Source organism: Ornithinibacillus jepli (genome assembly GCF_047228935.1).
Lineage (GTDB): Bacteria > Bacillota > Bacilli > Bacillales > Amphibacillaceae > Ornithinibacillus.
Genome location: NZ_JBFEGG010000001.1, coordinates 585,078 through 605,536 on the forward strand (window position 1 = coordinate 585,078; position 20,459 = coordinate 605,536).

Here is a 20,459-nt window from a genome sequence, read left to right on the forward strand (position 1 = left end):
AGTAGATGAACCTAAGAGGTTTTTACAAATCGTGAAAGAGAAGGTTGAAATAAAATAATTTCTTTTAAAAAGGGTATAGTTTTTTATTAAAACGTGGTATACTAATATTAACTTATTGATGTTCGTGTTAGGTATACAAGATATATGTAATAACTTTCTAGTCATTATCTTCGTCTTGAATTAGCATCTTGAACTGAAATTAGTAATATACGTGCATATAGCACATGGAGGTTTTCTTAATGAACACAGGTTCAGTAAAATGGTTTAACGCAGAAAAAGGTTTTGGATTTATCGAAGTTGAAGGTGGAGACGACGTATTCGTACACTTCTCAGCTATTCAAGGCGACGGTTTCAAAACTTTAGAAGAAGGTCAACAAGTTTCTTTCGAAATCACTGAAGGTAACCGTGGACCACAAGCAGCTAACGTAACAAAATTATAATTAGCTTTAAAAAAGTTCTTCTCATTTGAGAAGAACTTTTTTTAATTCCTTTATCTTTCATCAAATTCCTCGTTTATAAGTACTTCGGTTATTTCGAGACCAATCCTAACACCGTACCTATATAATTCTTAACATCAAGAATCTTCATTTAATACGTCTGTATATGAAAAAAATGTTCAACAAAATCTAACATATTTGCTTGCATATAGGATATAAGTCGCTATTTAATATGCAATTGGACTATAATGCAAATAATAAATCTATTTCAAACATGGATTTCTAGAATGGAGGATTTGATGAGGACAGTAGAAGAGATGTATGAATTGATTTTAGGGATAGCGAAAGAAGATGAACGAATACGTGCAGTATATATGAATGGTTCAAGGACAAACTCAAAAGCACCGAAAGATATTTTCCAAGACTTTGACATCGTATATGTAGTAACAGACGTAGATTCTTTCATTCAAGATAAGAATTGGATTAGTAAGTTTGGAGAATTGTTAATGCTCCAAGAACCAGAGAAGAATGATAAAGAACTAGGTAGTGATGTTGATTTAAGCCTAAATTATGGTTATTTAATGTTGTTTACTGATGGTAATCGTATTGATTTACATATTCAAACAAAAGAATTCATGTTAACTACCTATAAAAAGGACAGCCTTACCATTCCGTTACTTGATAAGGACAGTTGTTTACCAGAGATATTACCTTCTTCAGATTCGGATTACTGGACGGAGAAACCTTCTGAGGCCGAGTATTTTAGTTGCTGTAATGATTTTTGGTGGTGTATGCAAAACGTAGCTAAAGGATTATGGAGAAAAGAACTTCCATATGCCAAGCAGATGTTTGAACTTGTTATTAGACCAAGACTTGATCAAGTTGTTTCTTGGTGGATTGGTATGAAGCATGACTTTCGGATTTCTCCTGGTAAAATGGGGAAGTATTTTGAAAAATACCTTCCTTATGAATATTGGAGAATGTATCAAAATACTTATGCGGACGGTGATTATGAAAAAACTTGGAGAGCTGTTTTTATTACATGTAATCTATTCCGTATATTAGCGAAAGAAGTAGCAGGCGAGTTGTCTTTTGTATATTTAGCTAGAGATGATGAAAATATGACGAAGTATTTAGTTAAAGTAAGCGAATTACCGAGGGATGCTAAGGGTATTTTTTAAACTTTATCAGGTAGAATTAAGGAGCTAGTTATATAACTCCTGAGGTTCTTACCTTTTTTATGTACTAGTTATTTTAATAGATTTCCTTTTATAGTAAATCTCATTGTTCCATAATAAGTGCTTATGTATTATATTCTCCGATAAGTTCAATAAAATGTGCTAAATTATTTAGGAAAATTATTGGAAGAAATGTTACAATAGTAGAAGTGTTAAAGGGAAAATTGTCCTGCCAGTTGATGGGATTGATAGAAGGGAAATAAAAGAAGAGGTATGGGTAACTTTAAGGAATTAAAACTTACTTTGGATAAGACATTAAAAACTGGAATTATTAAATCCAATTTAGTGCCAATGATTGCAGGTTTAACATTGGCATTGTATACGTATGATTATAAATTAACAGATAAAATACTTGAAATAATTCTTGCAATTATCGGTACTGCTTTAATCATAGGTGCAGCTGGTGCTTTTAATAATGTCTATGATCGTGATATTGATGCAGTAATGGAGAGAACTAAAATAAGACCTACAGTAACTGGTGCTATAAGTATAAAAGCTACTGTTTGGCTAGCAGTCATTTTGGCAGTTATAGGAATTTTAGCTCTATCATTTACAACTCTATTATCGGCATTTTTAGGTTTTATGGGTCTGTTTTTATACGTTGTGCCATATACGATGTGGACGAAACGAAGAACAGTTTATAATACGGAAGTTGGTAGCTTGTCGGGTGCAATGCCACCATTAATTGGTTGGGCTGCAATTTATCCCGACATTACACACCCTGCTTTACTTGGGTTATTTGTGATTGCTGTATTATGGCAAATGCCACATTTTTATGCGATAGCAATACGAAGACATGATGATTATAAAGCAGCAAATGTTCCCATGTTACCGGTTGTAAAAGGTATTAAAAGAACGTATTTGCAGACAAATATTTACTTAATTATTATGATACTAGCTAGCTTCTTATTAGGTTCTTTAAGCCTTGGTTTAATGCTAGTAGGTTTATTACTTGGTGGAATTTGGTTTATTATTAGTATTGTTGCTTATAGACAAGAAGATTCGACGAAATGGGCAAGAATGTTATTTATATATTCGCTATTGTATATGACAGTTATGTTTTCAACGATAATTATTTATTCTTTGATGGGAATTATATTTAATTTATAAATGAAGCTCCTTATGGGGCTTTTTTTATTTTGGGTAAACATTCCTATTTAACAGAAAAGATCCTAAGACTTTTGCAATAAGTTATGTTGAATATATTGTAGAAAAAGGATGAATATAACATTTTATGTATATTAATCCATTTTAGGTGAGACTTTTTCAGTATTTTTATTTCCAATTATAGGAAAGGTAAGGCATAGGGGAATGGAACTATATAAGTGTAAATGTTAAATTACTAGGTTTTAATACTAGTTTAATCTTTTAGAGTATATGGCTTTTTTCACAGAATAATTGCGAAATGTCCTAGTGATAAATATTCATTTTTAAATATTCAGAAAATCACGACATTATTCTACAGAATATGACAAACTCAATCGATTATAGTGATTACAACAGCTAAGAGAAATATACAACCAGACATGTTCTTACTTTTCAAGGAAAGGAGGCAAGTTTGGTTTTTTTGTTACGAAATTAGTTGGGGGAGGAATATTCTTTGAAAAGAAGAAAACAGGCAAAAAGATTTAGTATTATTGCCACATTGTTGTTGATTTTCTCATTATTTAACCCAGCCTTTGCTTTTGCTGAAGCAAGTACTAATACAAAAGCTTCACCACATACTTCTTTAGTTGATACGAAAGAAACAGCAGAGGCTAAGATTAACAGTAGTCTTTCAAAATCATTCGAAAAAGACGAGAAAGTGACATTTTTAGTTAAATTTAAAGAAAAAGCTGATACATTGAAAATAGCTCAAGAAGCCCGTTCAAAGGCTAAAAGTGCTAAATTATCGGCTTTTAATCAAGAATTAGCACAACGCTCAGCAGTTATTTCAGAACTAAAAGCAACAGCTCTTGCCTCTCAACAAAATGTAGTCAATTATCTAGAAAATGAAGTTTCAAAAGGGAATGCTAAAGAGATTCAAGAATTCTATATTGTAAACGCAGTAGCGGTAACTGCAACTAAAGAAGTTGCTGAAAAAATTGCAAGCTTTCCTGAAGTAGAAAAGATACTTCCAAATGAAAAGCGTCAGTTAATTAGGGCAGAATTAGCTACTGAGGAAACACCAAAGGCAACCCCACAAAACATTGAATGGAATGTTGATCGTGTAAATGCTCCAGCTGTATGGGGACTTGGCATTGATGGTTCTGGTGCTGTAGTAGCAAACATCGATACGGGTGTTGATTGGGAGCATCCAGCATTAATGGAAAAGTATCGTGGATATAACGCTTCAACTGGCGAAGTGGATCATACTTATAGCTTTTTTGACCCGGTGAATGGACAAACAGTACCGTATGATGATGATGGTCATGGAACACATACAATGGGTACTATGGTTGGAAGTGAACCAAGCGGATCAAACCAAGTAGGGGTAGCACCTGGTGCAAAATGGATTGCTGTACAAGCATTTACAGCTGATGGTGCTTATGACGCAGATTTAATTGAAGCTGGTCAATGGATTATGGAGCCAGGTGGAGATGCTTCTAAAGCTCCAGATGTTGTTAACAACTCTTGGGGCGGCGGAGCCGGTATTGATGAATTTTACCAGGATATCGTAATCGCTTGGCGTGCAGCTGAAATATTCCCAGCATTTGCTGCTGGTAATACTACTCTATTTAACCCTGGTGGTCCGGGATCTGTAGCTACCCCAGGTAACTATCCTGAAGCTTTTGCTGTTGGAGCTACGGATAGTAATGATATGTTAGCTAGTTTTTCACTAAGAGGACCATCTCCATATGGTGAAATTAAGCCGGAAGTTTCCGCACCTGGTGTAGCAGTCCGTTCCTCCGTACCAGGTGGAGGTTACAGCAGTTATAATGGTACATCCATGGCAACTCCAGCTGTTGCGGGAGTAGTTGCGCTTTTGAGATCAGCAGATTCTAGCTTATCTGTAGATTTCATTGAAGAATTACTAATGGACACTGCTGTATCTAGAACAGATAATGAATATCCGGAAAGTCCTAATAACGGTTATGGTCACGGAATAGTTGATGCATTTGCAGCTGTATCTACTATTGCTGATGGTCTAGGTTCAATAGAAGGACAAGTGACGATGGATGGAGAAGATACAGAAGCTCCTACATTTGAGCATACTGCTCCACCTGAAACATATGCTGGCCTTGATCTAGAACTTTCTGTAAATGTTAGTGATAATGTAAGTATCACTTCCGTCCAATTGCAAGCAGGAGATCAAGTATTTGATGCTCAGCGTGTGTCTGGAAATTACAAGGCTGGTGAATACACTGTTACAGTTCCAGGAGATCTACTCGAAGTAGGAACATTCTCATATAACTGGATTTTGAATGATTTCGGTAACAATGAAGTAACTAGTGATGAGTATAATATTGAAGTAAAACCTGGAATTACCAATGGATACTTTGAAGACTTTGAAGTAAATCCTGTTGGTTGGCAAAAATTAGGCTCTAATAATGTGTGGGATTGGGGAACACCTACCTCGGGACCAGGTGAAGCTTATTCTGGTGAAAATCTATACGCTACAAATGTTGCTGGTCAATATGCAAATAGTATGGATGCTCATTTAATCATGCCACCGATTGATGTGCCAGAAGGAGATTCATTTTTACAATTTAAGAGCTGGCATAATTTTGAAATGAGTTCATCTGGAACTGCATATGATTATGGTAATCTAGTCATTTCTACAGACTTGGAAAATTGGACAACAATAGAAGAGTTTGTAGGAGTTTCAGAAGACTGGACTAACATTGAAGTTGATTTGCGTGATTATCAGGGGCAACGAGTATATGTTGGTTTCTACACGTATTCTGATGGAAGTGTAACGAGAGATGGTTGGTATATTGATGATGTTGCATTGTCAGATGAATCCCAATACAGCGATGATTCAATACCACCAACATACGAACACACACCACCTAGTCTTGCTTACAGTGGTATGGCACTAAATCTAAGTGTGACTGTTCTTGATGATCTACTAGTTGGCGGAGCAACGTTACATTATCTAGATGAAAACGGTGAATGGCAATCAATAGAAGCTGAACTTGAATCAGGAAGTAATCTAGAGTCTACTTTCTCAGCAATTGTTCCTGCTGATCAAGTTTTTGGTGATACTTTCACTTATAAGTGGGTAGTTCGTGACTATGCTGGAAATACAACAGAAAGTGAAGAATTTGTAGTTTCACTAAGTGATGGAATAACGGTAGGTTACACGGAAGACTTTGAGAATAATCCTCAAGGTTGGACTTTAATTGGAAGTAATAATGTTTGGGAACTTGGAGCACCAACTTCTGGTCCGAACGAAGCTGTTTCTGGTGAAAATGTTTATGCTACGAACCTTGCTGGTCAATATCCGTCCCGTATGGATGGAACCTTAGTTATGCCAGGTGTTCAAGTGCCAGATGAAGGTGCTTATCTGCAATTTAAGAACTGGCATGAATTCGAATATTCTTCTACTGGAAGAGCTTGGGATTACGGTCAGGTTGTAATTTCAACTGATATGGTAGAGTGGACAACTTTAGCAGAGTTCCACGGATCTGTATTGGAATGGGAAGATGCAGAAGTTGATCTATCTGACTATGCAGGTCAAACGATATATGTCGGATTCTATACGTATTCAGATAGCAGTGTTACTAAACTAGGATGGTATATTGATGATGTGGTATTATCTGACACATCGTTAAATTTAGAGAACAATCCTGCTAGTAAGCAATTTACAAAGCAAGATGAGAAAGCTGAAAAGGAAAAAGAAGCTGCTTTAGAAAAACAAACAACTCCTAAGAAAATAATTACTCAACCTACAAAGGACGATGATCTAGTATCATCTGTGAAACCTGGTGACATTCAAACTAGTGGTTTACCACTTGGCGCTACGGTTTCCGTACTAGAAAATGGACGTTCCGTATCAACTAATCCACAAGATGGAACATATAGAATTACTCTTCCTGCAGGAACATACACATTAGTAGCTGAAACGTATGGATTCCGTGCAGAAGAACAAAGTGTAACCGTAGCAGAAGATGAATCAGCTACAGCAAACTTTGTCCTAGAAGAATTACCAAAAGCAACGGTTTCTGGTACTGTTACTAGTGAACAGTCTGGTAATCCAATTGCAGGTGCTACACTTCTTTTAGTAGAAGATTCAAATGTAGAGCCAGTTCAAACAGATGAAAACGGAAACTTTTCTATCACAGCTTATGAAGGAACATACACATTGAAAATTCTTGCTCAAGATTATAAGGGGCAAGAATTAGAAGTAACGTTTGATCAAGATAAAACGTTAGATATCGCATTAGAACCGTTCTTCACAGTTCCTGGTGGAGAAATTGGCTATGATGACGGAACAGCAGAAAATGCGCGTGCATTCTATGATGCTGGAAATGGTTGGGCAGTTAAAATGTCCCTTCCTGAAGGCGAAGAACAAGCAATCGTTACCGAAGGAGTATTCCAGTTCCATGGTACTGATTGGCCATCCCCTGGAGGCACAGATTTCGCAGTAGAGGTATGGAGTGCAGGTGCAGATGGACTACCTTCTGAGAAGTTAGTTGGTCCAATTGAAGCTGAAGCAATTCGTGACTTAAATCAATGGACTGTGGTCGATTTAAGTGAACATAATATTCAAGTAGACGGTGACTTCTTTATGGTTTATATACAGACTTCACCAAATCCAAATACACCAGGATTAGCTACAGATGAAAACGGTCCAAATGCTAGTAGAAGTTATCAATTAGTGGGTGGAGCATGGTCTGCATCACCAGCTGATGAAGGTAACTATATGATACGTGCCCGCGTTGCATATGGTGTAGAGGATCCAGTCATTACTTCACCAGTAAATGGTACGATTACAAATGAAACTACGGTAACTGTCGAAGGTCTTGCTTCACCTACAACAACGGTTAGCTTGTTGAATAATGGTGAGGAAGTAGGAACTACAGATATTGGTGAAGATGGAGCGTTCAGCTTTGATATTGAATTAGAGGAAGGACAAAATGAGCTTCAAGCAGTAAGCTATGTCAATGGTGAACAAGCTACAGATTCTGAAATAGTAACAGTAACCCTTGATACCATTGCACCTGAATTAACCGTTGTTAATGTAGAAGATGGTCAAAGAACTAATCGTGAGACACTAACTGTTCAAGGAACGGTAAACGATGAAAACCTTTCTTCTGTAACGGTAAATGGTCTAAATGCACCAGTTGAAGAAGGAGCATTCTTAAAACGAATTCTGCTTGATGAAGGTGAAAATACTATTGAAGTAATTGCTACAGATACAGCTGGAAATACAACAACCCAAACATTTACAGTTTATGCAGATTTTACAGCTGCTGAAATTTCAAATTTAACACCAACTGAAGATCAGTATCTACAAGCCGGTGAAACGGTTCAAATTGAATTTGATAGTGAATCTGGCCTAAGAGCTACATTTGCGGTCCATATGCCACTAACAAATTTAAACGGTGTTACAACTTATGATCCTATCGAGCTACCATTAATGGAAACTACTCCAGGTCATTATGTTGCTTATTGGACTATTCCAAGCAACGTAATTGCTGACGGAGCTGTTATAGAGGTTAAGGTAAGAGATAGCTTCGGTAATGAAACTCGTCAATTTGCAGAAGGAAGATTATTTATTACTGATGATGGAGCTAATGACCAAGGATCTAAAGGTAATGACAAGGATAAAGGCAACAATGGTAAAGACAAAGGAAAGGATAAAAACGGAAGTAAAAAGGAATAGGAAATAATTAATTTTCTATCTCCTAAAAAAATAAGGTGTAGTTGGCATTTAGCTACTACACCTTATTTTATTTATGCGAAATTTTATATTATCTTTAAATGGTGATTTCAATGAAATCTAAAATTAGTAATTGAAATTTGTAGGAGTAATCACTATAATAAGTCTATCTTATTAATATGTACTTGAGGTGCAAATCATGGAATTTAACATTGGCCCGCGTATGGTTAAAACGGGGCTAGCAGTAGCATTAACTTTGCTTGTTACTGAACTATTAAACTTAGAATTGGAAATTGTCGCAGCAATTGCTGCTGTACTAGCAATGCAGCCTTCTATTATGAGATCATATGCATATATAAAAGAAGTAATTATTTCTAATAGTATAGGAATTATATTTGCTTTAGGAGGTTATTTCTTATTAGGAAATCATCCACTTTCCGTTGGGGCAGTAGTGATCATTTCCATAGCTATTAATATAAAACTTGGACTTAATAAGACAGTTAGTTTAACAGTTTTAACAATTATTACGATGATGCTAGGTGGAGAAGGTGGAATTAGTTATATTTATATCATTGAGCGTCTTTCATTAGTGGCCATAGGTGTATTAGCTGCTTTTATTATTAATGCTTTGATTATGCCACCAGATCACAAAAAAATATTATTTACATTAATCAAAAAAGCAAGTGAACAAACGAATTTTTTGTTAAGGGTTATCTCGAATAAAACAATGAGCGTTCCGCAAATGAGAGCGGAAGATAAAGAAGCAGAAAAATTAATTAATAATGCGAAAAATTATTATGAAATCATCTCTGATGAACGCAACCGACTATTTATTCGGAAACGGTTAAGTTTTTTCCGAAGCATTATTATCTATAAACATATGATTCAAGTATTAATTAAAAAGCATAATTTAATTAGAGAGCTAGAAAAAAACTTTCTTGAAATTGAAATGATGCCAAGTAATAAATCATATTTGATTAAAAAGCTTGTTCAAGAGATAAATGGATATAGTGAAAATATAATACTATTGTATGAAGACAAAATCGTTTTGGATAAAGACTTGCAAAAAGAGACAAAAGCTGCAATGCAGGTTACCATCAATAACTTGATTGAGGAATTACAAGGAGCAGAATTTTCTAAGTGGGCTAAAGTTTTTCCGATTGCAAATAGCATTATAGAGCTATTTATCGAGTTAAATAAACTTGAACGATTTGTACGATTAAAAGAAAGTAAAGAAAAGACGGTGGTAAAAAGAAGGGATACCTAAGTATGCATAGTGGTATCCCTTCTCTTTTAGCAAATTAATGAACCCCCATACAAGCATTTTAATATTCGACAAAAAATGATATTATTTTCTCATAATATGGTTGTTTTTTACAAAGTTATGGTATGATTTTACTATAATTTTGATGTGACTTGAGGTGGGAATGTGGAAGTTTTTGTAGCTAGGCAACCTATTTTAACAAAAAATCAAGAGGTTTTTGCTTATGAATTGTTATATAGAGATAATGAATATGAAAATCTATATTCAAACGGAAACCATGACCAAGCCACCTTTGAAGTTATCAATAGTTTCCTTCATTTTGGAATAGATGATCTTTCAGAAGGGAAACCATGTTTCATAAATTTTACAGAGACTATACTTGAAAATTCAGTACCAACATTTTTACATCCAGAATTAATAGTCATCGAGGTATTAGAATCGGTAAAGCCTACCAAACAAATTATTGAAAACTGTCTAACGTTAAAGAGACAAGGTTATAGGATAGCCCTGGATGATTTCGAACTAATAAATGAAGATGAAAACGCTACTAAATTAGTAGAATTAGCAGATATTATTAAAATTGATATACAGAAAACGAATCGAACTGAACAACTTCGAATTATGAATAAACTCCAACATGCTAATATCACATTTTTAGCAGAGAAAGTGGAGACGAGAGAAGAATATGAACAGTGTCTTAAAGATGGGTATACATATTTTCAAGGATATTTCTTTAGTAAACCTGTAATCTTATCAACGAATGATTTACCTGTTCTTAATCATAATTTACTAGTTCTTATTTCAGAACTTTCAAAGGATGAACCAGATATAGATAGAATTACAAAATTTATTGAGTCTGATGTCGCTTTGTCTTATAAACTTCTTCGATTACTCAACTCACCTTCCATTGGCTTAGTAAATAAAATTAAATCGATTAAACAAGCGATAGTTTTACTAGGATTAATTGAATTAAGAAAATGGATTTTTGTACTTTCTTTTCGTGAACATCTTGAAAAATCCGAACCATTCTTACAAGAGGTTATTAAGCTTAGCCTAACAAGGGCTAAAGCTAGTGAGCTAATATCCATTCATATAGGAAAAAGAAATGATAGTTCTAGCTCGTTCTTAACCGGTTTATTTTCTCTGGTTGAAACGATTTTTAAACAACCATTAGAAATAGTCCTACATAAGCTTCCACTTGAAGAAAATATAAAGGAAACATTACTTGGTAAAGAGACCTCTCTATCTGCAGTAAAAAACCTAGTATGTGCTGCTGAAAAAGGTGAGTGGTATAGAATGGACCCAATAGCATCAAAATTAAAGCTGAATGCTGAAGATTTTAATAAACTATACAAACAATCTCTGAAGTGGGCAAAAGATGTCATGACTGGAAAAGAAACAACCTGATAGTGATTGACCACAAAAAAACTTTGTCTATAATTAGACAAAGTTTTTTACTATATCATTCTTCATTATGGTGCTGCCAATACGTATCTTTTTTACTCACTGGACATCGAGGAAATGATTCATCTTTATTTAATTTAGCGGATACACCGGATTGACATATATATGATCCAGATACTGGAACCCCTTGTCCAGTACGATATTCACGAAATTCCTTTTCCACATAAACACCTCCATGAGTAGTATTTCCATGAAAATAATAACTTACACAACGTATAATGAACTATAAAATATTGATACATCAACAAACTATTATAAATGAGACGAGGGTTGTATTATTGGAGCGGTGAGAGGAAGGATGGATCTAATAAACATGAACTAAAGGAAAATGCATAAGGTGAACATGAAAAGGTTACATCTTCTTTTAATTATTCGCAATAATTATGAATGTATAGAATATATCATGTATACTAATAATTATAACGGTATCAGGAGGAGTTAACATGATATTCTATGAAATAGAGCAATCATTTAAATCTTCTAAACTTAAAGACTTACATAGAACAATATGGGAAGAACTTAGTCACAATAATAGATTAAATGAGTTATCACCAGAAAGCGACGTTGCCATTACAGCTGGAAGCAGAGGTATAGATAATATAGTTACGATATTAAAAGAAACGGTTAACTATTTAAGAGATAGACAGCTCAACCCATTCATAATTCCATCAATGGGAAGTCATGGCGGCGCTACCGCACAAGGGCAAGTTGAGGTATTAGCCCAACTGGGAATAACAGAACAAACTGTTGGTGCACCGATTCTATCTTCGATGGATGTTGTAAAGTTAGGTGAAGTAAATCGAGATTTTTCGGTTTTTATGGATAAAACAGCATATAACATGGATGCAATATTAGTTATTAATCGAATTAAACCTCATACAGCATTTAGTGGGAAAATTGAAAGTGGTTTAAGTAAAATGGTTTTAGTAGGGTTGGGGAAGCAAAAAGGTGCGAGCTTCTTTCATAGCCAAGGTGCAGAAAATATGGAGTCTAACATTATCAATGGCTCAAAACTTGCGTTAGAAAACTCACCTATTTGTATGGGACTTGCTATCGTGGAGGATAGCTATGATCAAACAGCTATCATACAGGGAGTGTCTGTTGAAAATTGGCACGAAGAAGAAGCGGCACTACTGGAGAAAGCCAAAGATTTCATGCCGTCCCTACCGATTAAAGAAATTGATTTATTAATTGTTGAGGAAATGGGGAAATGTTTCAGTGGTACGGGAATGGATCCGAATATAATTGGACGTTTAAGGATCGATGGTATTAAAGAACCTCCAGAGCCTAAAATTGAAAGAATAGCAGTGCTAGATTTAGCTAGTAAATCACACGGTAATGCTCAAGGCATTGGACTTGCAGACTTTACAACAGAGAAATTGTTTAATAAAGTCGATCGGAAAGTAACTTATATGAATTGTATCACTAGTACTTTTTTAAGAAGGGCAATGTTTCCTTTTATTTATCCAACGGAGCAAGAAGCAATTAAACAAGCGCTATATAGTCTTGGGCCAAACTTTAATCAAGAAATGGGTAGTATCGTACAAATAGCTAATACGTTACATTTAAATAGATTAATAGTTTCTGAACCTGCTATGAAAAAAATTTCTTCCGATGTTGATTTCACGATTATGGAAGAATTGAAACTAGAATATAAAGATGGGAATCTTATTTATAAATTATCAAATTAAAAAGGAGCGTTCGATATGAGATTAGCTACGATTTCAATTGAAGGAAAAGAACAATGCGCTATCGTCTTTTATGAAGGGTTGTTGCCATTGGAAATTCTAAATAGCAGATTAGATGAGGTTTGGCCAACTGATTTATTTGAAATAATTAAACAAGGGAAATTAGATGACTTAAAGGATTTTTTAAGAGAAAAGGAAGAAATGATTTTATTAAAAACGTCTAAAGAATTGATACCACATCAAGAAGTAGTTTATGGTCCACTTTATCGGTATCCTAGTAAGATTTGGGGGATTGGATTAAATTATGTAGATCATGCTTTCGACTTGAATGAAGTTGCACCAAACACAGAACCGGCTAGTTTTATGAAGCCGGATACAACAATAATTGGTTATGGAGATTCAATCGAAATTCCTCTTCAGTCTAATCGTACTACTGCTGAATCGGAGTTAGGTATTATTATTGGAAAAGAGTGTAAACATATATCACCTGATGAGGTTCCGAAAGTTATTGCTGGATTTACGACTATATTAGATATGACAGCAGAGGATATTTTGGAGAAAAATCCGCGATATTTAACTAGATCGAAAAGCTTTGATACTTTCTTTAGTTTTGGTCCTCAATTGGTTACTGTTGACGAAGTAGAAGATTTACTAGAGCTGAATGTTACTACGTTCATCAATGGAAATGTTCATCGGAAAAATGTAGTAAATAACATGACATTTAAACCGTGGGATTTAGTCTCGTTTCATTCTAAGGTAATGACATTAAAACCTGGTGACATCATCTCAACCGGAACACCGGGTGCTGTTAAAATTTCAGAAGGGGACACTGTGGAATGTCATATTGATGGATTCGAAAAATTGGTTAATCCGGTAAAAGATCTAAAATATAACTAAAGTCTATCGTCATATTATAATTTACAGATCATTTCCCGTATCACTTCTTGTGATACGGGATGATGTTCACATTTTAAATCTAATGAAATTACATTATTTTAAATAGTTAACATGATATGGACTTTCCCGTTCTTCGCGTTGAACAGATATCCATTGTTCGGTTGTAAATTCATGAAGTGAGCGAATACCTCCAAAGCGCCCAATTCCAGAGTCCTTTTCACCACCAAAAGCAATAAGTGGTTCATCATTAACACTTTGATCATTAACATGAACCATACCAGTTACAATTTGTTTAGCAACCTCAACCCCTCGTTCAATAGAACCTGCATGTACCGCTCCACTTAATCCATATTGACTATCATTAGCAATATCTATTGCTTCTTGATCAGAATGACATTTGATTATAGTGGCAACAGGTCCAAACATTTCATTTTGGGCAGTTGCAACATCATTTGTTCCTGTTAATATATATGGGTATAAAACATTTCCTTCAACTTTTCCTTCAAGGACAACTTCTGCACCTTGCTTTTTAGCCTTTTCAATATCAGCCAAAATACGTTCTATTGCATTCTTATTGATAAGCGGGCCAATAAGTGTTTCTTTATCTTCAGGGTTACCTACTTTTATTTTTTGTGCTAGGGTTACATATTTCTCAACAAATTCATCATATAGTTTTTCATGGACGACAATACGGTTTAAGGACATACATATTTGTCCATTGTGTAAAAACTTCCCAAATAAAGCAGAATTAACAGCGCGGTCTATATTTGCATCTTCAAGAACTAATAATGCATTATTTCCACCTAATTCAAGGATTGGTTTCTTAATTAAGCGACCACAGATTTCACCAATATGTCGTCCAACTCCAGTTGACCCTGTAAACGAGATAACCCTTGGAATCGGATGTTCCATTAGTATATCTCCGACTTCTTTACGATTAGGTACAACGACATTCAATAGGCCTTTAGGTATACCAGCTTCCTCGAATATTTTGGCAATAATGGTTGCACCAGTAATGGGTGTTTGACTATCAGGTTTTAACACAACACCATTTCCTGTGGCAAGAGCTGGAGCTATAGACCGTTGAGCTAAATACATTGGGAAATTAAAAGGACCAATAACACTGACAACCCCAACCGGTTTACGATAAAGTCTGTTTTCTTTACCAGCTACGAGTGATGGTATAATTTCACCAGTCATTCTTAAAGGGAAGGAAGCAGATTCTCTGGTTATCGCAATTACAAAATCTACTTCAACATTTGCCTTTAAATAAGTTGAACCACTTTCTTTAATTAACAGGTCTACAAGTTCATCTCGTCTAGCTTGAAATAACTGAACTGCTTTTTCTAAAATAGACGACTTTTCAAAGGGATTGACCTTTTCCCACTCTTTTTGGGCATTTTTAGCTGATTTATATGCTTCGTTTATATCATCAATACTCGCTGTTTTAATCCGACCTAAAATTTCACCATTATAAGGGTTGTCAACTTCAAGTTCGGTATTACCTGTTCCATCTCTCCATTTGCCAGAAATATAATTTTTTGTTAATTCAGGGTAAGTATTCATTGTGACACTCCTATCTAAACGTACTATTCAGAATTAGAATGCCCATAAACAAAAAACGTAAGCAAGATTAAAGAAATATTTTATGAATTGAAGGCCTTGTATCATATATTTACAAACAAATTAAAATTCAGTGTGATAAGATAATAACGAAAGTTACAAAAGGAGGAGAGAGGTGACATAGATAGAAATGATTTATTTATTCTAGGGGGTATTATTTGGTAGCATGATACAAAAAAAGATAAATCAGAGAATTTCCTTCAAGCTGAAAGCAGACCATAATTTCGATTGGTTAAAAGGATACGGTAATGTTTTTGCAGTGTTTGATCAACAAGATTCTGGGAACATTAGCTTTGGTTTGGAAAAAGATGGTATAAAGAAATTTATAAAATATGCTGGTGCTAGAACTATCAACTCTACGGTAACTCCTGAGACGGCAGTTCATAATCTAAAAAAGTCTGTCGTAAAATATAATGAATTAGAACATCCTCATTTAGTAAATTTAATAGATCACTTTGAGTTAGAAAATGGGTACGGATTAGTGTATGACTGGTTTGATGGAGAAAATTTACATAATCATTGGGCTTTTCCACCTCCACTTAAATATGAATATCCAGATTCGCCTTTTTATCGATTTAAACAATTACCAGTGGAAAAACGCCTTCAAGTATTTAAACAGATTTTAGAATTTCATGTTCATGTAGAACAAAACGGTTATGTTGCAATTGATTTTTATGATGGAAGTATTTTGTACGATTTCAGCAAATCTATAGCTAAAATATGCGATATTGATTTATATCAAAGGAAACCTTATTTTAATTCGATGGGGAGAATGTGGGGGTCATCCCGATTTATGTCTCCAGAAGAGTTTGAATTAGGTGCAGTTATTGATGAAAAAACTAATGTTTTTAATATGGGAGCAGTAGCCTTTTGTTTATTTGGTAGCGAGTTAAATCGTTCTTTTGAAAAGTGGGATGTAAGTAAAGACTTATTTGAAGTAGCACTTAAGGCTGTCGAGAATGATAGGGAAAAACGATACACTAATGTTGAGGAGTTTCATAAAGATTGGATGATAAAAATGGATCATGGTTGGTTAAGTGTTTAACCAACCATGATCCATCTATTATTTTACTTGGCCATAAGAATTGACTTCAAACAAATCAATTAACTCAATGTCCTTGTGATTATCTTTAAACCAGTTTAGAGCAAACTCATTACGGAATAAAACAAGATAGTTATCATGACGGTCGCGAACAAGTAAATTACGGTCGTCGAAAAGTGACTCTTTTACTTGTTCAGCCTTCAGCCATCGAGGTATTCGTTCCCCAATCGATTCAAACATAACCTCTACATTATATTCATTTTCCATACGGTACTTAAACACCTCATATTGCAATTCACCAACAGCACCTAAAATATACGATTCTGTACGTTTATCCTTAAACAACTGAATTGCTCCTTCTTGTACAAGTTGCTCAATTCCTTTTTTAAATTGTTTAGATTTCATAACATTTTTAGCCATTACTTTTTTAAATAACTCGGGTGGAAACTTCGGTAATTCATCGAATTCATAGTTTGCTTTACCTTCAAGTAGAGTGTCGCCAATTTGATAAGCATTAGGGTCATAAATACCGATAATATCACCAGCAAATGCTTCATCAATTGTATCTCTGGACGATGCGACAATTTGTTGTGATTGAGATAGCTTAAATACTTTTCCAGTTCTTGAAAGCTTTACACTCATCCCACGCTCAAACTTTCCGGAACATATCCGAACAAAAGCGATTCTATCTCGGTGGGCTGGATTCATATTCGCTTGAATCTTAAAGATAAACCCGGAGAAATCTGGATGATCTGGCTCAACGATTCCTTCAGTTGATTTTCGAGCTTGTGGTGTTGGTGCAAGTTTGATAAATGTATCAAAAAAGTCATGAACACCAAATGGTGCAAGTGCACTACCGAAAAATACAGGTGTTTGCTCTCCGTTTAATACCGCTTCTAAAGAAAATTGATTCCCAGCTTCATCTAATAGAGCAAGCTCATCTTTGGCTACCTCGAATTCTCCCTTAGCAGTCATTTCTTTATGTTCATCATGTTCTAATAGTGAATAAGGAATATGAGATTCATCTTCATTAGCATTAAATTTTATAAATTGTTCATTCATGCGATCGAAAATACCAAGGAAGCGTTTCCCCATACCAGCTGGCCAGTTCATCGGATACGTTTCGATTTCTAGTACTTGTTCAATTTCTTCTAATAATTCAAAAGGCTCTCTACCTTCACGATCCAACTTATTAATAAATGTAAAGATAGGAATACCGCGCATTCTACATACTTTAAATAACTTAAGGGTTTGTGGCTCAATCCCTTTTACAGAATCGATTATCATGACAACACTATCGACTGCTGTAAGTGTTCGATACGTATCTTCACTAAAGTCTTCGTGCCCTGGTGTATCAAGTATATTTACTTGAAAATCTTTATACGGGAAATTCATTACACTAGATGTTACAGAAATTCCACGTTGTTTCTCGATTTCCATCCAATCAGATGTTGCGAACTTACCAGATTTTTTTCCCTTTACTGTACCAGCACTACGGATTAGATTTCCATATAGTAATAGTTTTTCGGTTAATGTTGTTTTCCCAGCGTCGGGGTGGGAAATGATTGCAAATGTTTTTCGTTTTGCTACTTCTTCTTTTATGCTCATGTGTTATTCCTTTCCCTTCAATACCTAAAGGTAATTCATACTTTATATATAATACTATATTCGTCATGAATTTGCATGATTGATTATATAAGTAAATTATTATATAGTTATATAGCAATGATTTGGGAGGAGAAATAATGGTTAAGACAATGTTAGAAATTCAAAAAGCTGCATCTATTTTGAAGCTATTAGGTGATAAAACAAGACTTACCATGACGAAGATTCTAGATGAGCAAGAAGTATGTGTTTGCGAATTCGTAGAGATATTTCAAATGAGTCAACCTTCGATTAGTCAACACTTACGAAAATTAAAAGATGCTGGGCTCATTCAAGAAAATAGGAGGGGGCAATGGATTTTTTATTCTATTAATAAAGAGGATCCATCCTATTCATTTATTCTACCACTTCTAGAACAATTACCGAATCAACAATATAGAATAGAGGCATTGGAAAAAGACGGAAAAAGAATCCAATGCTGTTAAGAGGGGGGATTAAATTTGGCAACCGGAACGATCATCTTAGCTTCGATCATTTTCTTAGCTACATTAATCTTAGTTATATGGCAGCCTAAAGGACTATCTATCGGATGGTCTGCTGTAGGGGGAGCGATTATTGCTTTACTAGTTGGTGTAGTTTCCTTAAGTGATGTCGTAGAGGTTACAGGAATTGTTTGGAATGCAACATTGGCATTTATCGCTATCATTTTAATATCACTCATTTTAGATGAAATAGGGTTCTTTGAATGGGCTTCACTACATATGGCCCGTGCTGCTAAAGGAAATGGCATTAAGATGTTCATTTATGTCAGTGTACTAGGAGCGATAGTCGCTGCTTTCTTTGCAAATGATGGAGCAGCTTTAATTTTAACACCAATTGTACTTGCTATGGTGCGGAACTTAAATTTTAAGGAGAAAATGGTATTTCCGTTTATTATGGCTAGCGGTTTTATTGCCGATACGACTTCTTTACCTTTGGTAGTAAGTAACCTAGTTAATATTGTTTCCGCAGACTTTTTTAATATAGGGTTTGTAGAATATGCGTCAAGAATGATAATCCCGAATCTATTTTCACTGATTGCGACAATAGGCGTATTACTAATTTACTTCCGTAAAAGCATTCCTCGGAATTATGATTTGACACAATTGAAAGTACCTAGTGCAGCAATACGTGATAGGAAGATGTTTCGTTTATCTTGGTATGTATTAGGTGTACTTCTGCTTGGTTACTTCATTAGTGAATTTATAGATGTTCCCGTTTCACTAGTAGCTGGAATTATTGCGATTTTCTTTATCATTATGGCACGAAAAAGTGAAGTAGTTAATACACAAGCGGTTATAAAAGGAGCACCTTGGAACATTGTGTTTTTCTCGATTGGTATGTATGTAGTTGTATTTGGGTTACGAAATGCCGGTTTAACCGATTTATTAGCTAATGTGATTCAACTTGCTGCAGAGGAAGGTTTATTTGTTGCAACAATCAGTATGGGATTTATTGCGGCTATTCTTTCTTCCGTTATGAATAATATGCCAACAGTGATGATTGATGCAATTGCCATATCTGAAACAAATACAACAGGAGTTATTCGTGAAGCTTTAGTATATGCTAATGTTATAGGTTCCGATTTAGGTCCAAAGATTACACCAATTGGCTCTTTAGCGACTTTATTATGGCTCCATGTGTTATCTCAAAAAGGTGTGAAAATATCTTGGGGTACGTATTTTAAAACAGGGATAATCTTAACAATTCCTATTTTAAGTATTACATTACTAGGTCTTTATTTAACGTTAACCATATTTTAATAAAGGAGAACTTATATGTCTAAAAAAACTATATATTTCTTATGCACAGGGAATTCTTGTAGAAGCCAAATGGCCGAAGGCTGGGGAAAGAAGTATTTGGGTGATGAATGGGAAGTAAAGAGTGCTGGAATTGAAGCTCACGGTCTAAACCCAAATGCTGTAAAAGCGATGGCAGAAGTAGGCATTGATATTTCTAATCAAACTTCTGATATTATTGATCCGGTCATTTTAAACAATGCTGAAATGGCAGTTACATTGTGTGGTGATGCGAAGGACAATTGTCCTGTAACGCCTCCCCATGTTAAACGAGAGCATTGGGGCTTTGATGATCCTGCAAAAGCCGAGGGTACAGATGAGGAAAAATGGAAGGTATTCCAACGTGTTCGGGATGAGATAGGGGAACGTATAAGAAGGTTTGCTGAATCTATAGAAGCAAACAATATTTAGTAGTTAGCTAGCGCTTTTCAAAAGAGAAGCGCTTTTTTGTTCTTTAAAATTGGACAAGATTGTTTTCTTTAGGAATGATTTATTTAGTAGGGGAATATGGATAATAGAAGGAGTTGTCCGATGCCTAAGCCGTCTAAGGAGAAA

The 20,459-nt window shown here is 35.0% G+C and carries 15 protein-coding genes; 12 read left to right on the plus strand and 3 right to left on the minus strand.

What is annotated here, in order from left to right; translation table 11 throughout:
* Nucleotides 1-239: 239 nt before the first annotated feature.
* The 6 genes from cspD to AB1K81_RS03140 all read left to right on the plus strand — a co-directional run bounded on the left by cspD (nt 240) and on the right by AB1K81_RS03140 (nt 11,154).
* A complete protein-coding gene (cspD, locus tag AB1K81_RS03115; RefSeq protein WP_186870086.1) occupies nt 240-440 on the plus strand; it encodes a cold-shock protein CspD in 201 nt (66 codons plus the stop codon).
* Nucleotides 441-736: 296 nt separating this feature from the next.
* Complete coding sequence (locus tag AB1K81_RS03120) at nt 737-1,618, plus strand: aminoglycoside 6-adenylyltransferase (protein ID WP_412975191.1); 882 nt, start codon at nt 737-739, stop codon at nt 1,616-1,618.
* A 270-nt stretch (nt 1,619-1,888) separates the two neighbouring features.
* Entirely contained in the window at nt 1,889-2,785 is an 897-nt protein-coding gene (gene cyoE / locus AB1K81_RS03125; protein ID WP_412975192.1) for a heme o synthase, read from the plus strand.
* A gap of 490 nt (nt 2,786-3,275) precedes the next feature.
* Nucleotides 3,276-8,486, plus strand: a complete 5,211-nt coding sequence (locus AB1K81_RS03130; RefSeq protein WP_412975193.1) for a S8 family serine peptidase — start codon at nt 3,276-3,278, stop codon at nt 8,484-8,486.
* Between the two features lie 196 nt (nt 8,487-8,682).
* Nucleotides 8,683-9,750: an FUSC family protein gene (locus tag AB1K81_RS03135; RefSeq protein WP_412975194.1), complete on the plus strand. Its 1,068-nt coding sequence runs from the start codon at nt 8,683-8,685 to the stop codon at nt 9,748-9,750.
* A 162-nt stretch (nt 9,751-9,912) separates the two neighbouring features.
* Complete coding sequence (locus tag AB1K81_RS03140) at nt 9,913-11,154, plus strand: EAL and HDOD domain-containing protein (RefSeq protein ID WP_412975195.1); 1,242 nt, start codon at nt 9,913-9,915, stop codon at nt 11,152-11,154.
* Nucleotides 11,155-11,209: 55 nt separating this feature from the next.
* On the opposite strand, the gene AB1K81_RS03145 is transcribed toward AB1K81_RS03140, so the two are convergent.
* Nucleotides 11,210-11,374: a hypothetical protein gene (locus tag AB1K81_RS03145; RefSeq protein WP_412975196.1), complete on the minus strand. Its 165-nt coding sequence runs from the start codon at nt 11,372-11,374 to the stop codon at nt 11,210-11,212.
* A 280-nt stretch (nt 11,375-11,654) separates the two neighbouring features.
* Between AB1K81_RS03145 and AB1K81_RS03150 the strand changes: the two genes are divergently transcribed.
* Both AB1K81_RS03150 and AB1K81_RS03155 read left to right on the plus strand, forming a co-directional pair.
* Complete coding sequence (locus tag AB1K81_RS03150; RefSeq protein ID WP_412975197.1) at nt 11,655-12,902, plus strand: nickel pincer cofactor-dependent isomerase, group 22; 1,248 nt, start codon at nt 11,655-11,657, stop codon at nt 12,900-12,902.
* Nucleotides 12,903-12,917: 15 nt separating this feature from the next.
* A complete protein-coding gene (locus AB1K81_RS03155) occupies nt 12,918-13,796 on the plus strand; it encodes a fumarylacetoacetate hydrolase family protein (RefSeq protein ID WP_412975198.1) in 879 nt (292 codons plus the stop codon).
* Between the two features lie 93 nt (nt 13,797-13,889).
* Here the strand turns inward: AB1K81_RS03155 and AB1K81_RS03160 are convergent, their stop codons facing one another.
* Complete coding sequence (locus tag AB1K81_RS03160) at nt 13,890-15,362, minus strand: aldehyde dehydrogenase family protein (protein ID WP_412975199.1); 1,473 nt, start codon at nt 15,360-15,362, stop codon at nt 13,890-13,892.
* Between the two features lie 223 nt (nt 15,363-15,585).
* On the opposite strand from AB1K81_RS03160, the gene AB1K81_RS03165 reads away from it, so the two are divergent.
* Nucleotides 15,586-16,464: a protein kinase domain-containing protein gene (locus tag AB1K81_RS03165; protein WP_412975200.1), complete on the plus strand. Its 879-nt coding sequence runs from the start codon at nt 15,586-15,588 to the stop codon at nt 16,462-16,464.
* Between the two features lie 18 nt (nt 16,465-16,482).
* Here AB1K81_RS03165 and AB1K81_RS03170 read toward each other — a convergent pair whose 3' ends face one another.
* Complete coding sequence (locus AB1K81_RS03170; RefSeq protein WP_412975201.1) at nt 16,483-18,069, minus strand: peptide chain release factor 3; 1,587 nt, start codon at nt 18,067-18,069, stop codon at nt 16,483-16,485.
* 137 nt (nt 18,070-18,206) lie between these two features.
* On the opposite strand from AB1K81_RS03170, the gene AB1K81_RS03175 reads away from it, so the two are divergent.
* From AB1K81_RS03175 to arsC, 3 genes are read left to right on the plus strand one after another with little or no spacing between them, the layout of a single operon-like run.
* Entirely contained in the window at nt 18,207-18,551 is a 345-nt protein-coding gene (locus tag AB1K81_RS03175; protein WP_412975202.1) for an ArsR/SmtB family transcription factor, read from the plus strand.
* 15 nt (nt 18,552-18,566) lie between these two features.
* Nucleotides 18,567-19,868, plus strand: coding sequence for an arsenic transporter (locus tag AB1K81_RS03180; protein ID WP_412975203.1), 1,302 nt, complete (start codon nt 18,567-18,569; stop codon nt 19,866-19,868).
* Nucleotides 19,869-19,883: 15 nt separating this feature from the next.
* On the plus strand, nt 19,884-20,315 hold the full coding sequence (gene arsC, locus AB1K81_RS03185; protein WP_412975204.1) for an arsenate reductase (thioredoxin): 432 nt from the start codon (nt 19,884-19,886) through the stop codon (nt 20,313-20,315).
* The last annotated feature ends 144 nt before the right edge of the window (nt 20,316-20,459 follow it).

Excerpts from the sequence above, each read along its gene's own strand:
- AB1K81_RS03175 (WP_412975202.1), top strand. The coding sequence starts at position 18,207 with ATGGTTAAGACAATGTTAGAAATTCAAAAAGCTGCATCTATTTTGAAG.
- arsC (WP_412975204.1), top strand. The coding sequence starts at position 19,884 with ATGTCTAAAAAAACTATATATTTCTTATGCACAGGGAATTCTTGTAGA.
- AB1K81_RS03120 (WP_412975191.1), top strand. The coding sequence starts at position 737 with ATGAGGACAGTAGAAGAGATGTATGAATTGATTTTAGGGATAGCGAAA.
- AB1K81_RS03160 (WP_412975199.1), bottom strand. The coding sequence starts at position 15,362 with ATGAATACTTACCCTGAATTAACAAAAAATTATATTTCTGGCAAATGG.
- AB1K81_RS03155 (WP_412975198.1), top strand. The coding sequence starts at position 12,918 with ATGAGATTAGCTACGATTTCAATTGAAGGAAAAGAACAATGCGCTATC.
- AB1K81_RS03165 (WP_412975200.1), top strand. The coding sequence starts at position 15,586 with ATGATACAAAAAAAGATAAATCAGAGAATTTCCTTCAAGCTGAAAGCA.
- cspD (WP_186870086.1), top strand. The coding sequence starts at position 240 with ATGAACACAGGTTCAGTAAAATGGTTTAACGCAGAAAAAGGTTTTGGA.
- AB1K81_RS03135 (WP_412975194.1), top strand. The coding sequence starts at position 8,683 with ATGGAATTTAACATTGGCCCGCGTATGGTTAAAACGGGGCTAGCAGTA.
- AB1K81_RS03150 (WP_412975197.1), top strand. The coding sequence starts at position 11,655 with ATGATATTCTATGAAATAGAGCAATCATTTAAATCTTCTAAACTTAAA.
- AB1K81_RS03170 (WP_412975201.1), bottom strand. The coding sequence starts at position 18,069 with ATGAGCATAAAAGAAGAAGTAGCAAAACGAAAAACATTTGCAATCATT.
- cyoE (WP_412975192.1), top strand. The coding sequence starts at position 1,889 with ATGGGTAACTTTAAGGAATTAAAACTTACTTTGGATAAGACATTAAAA.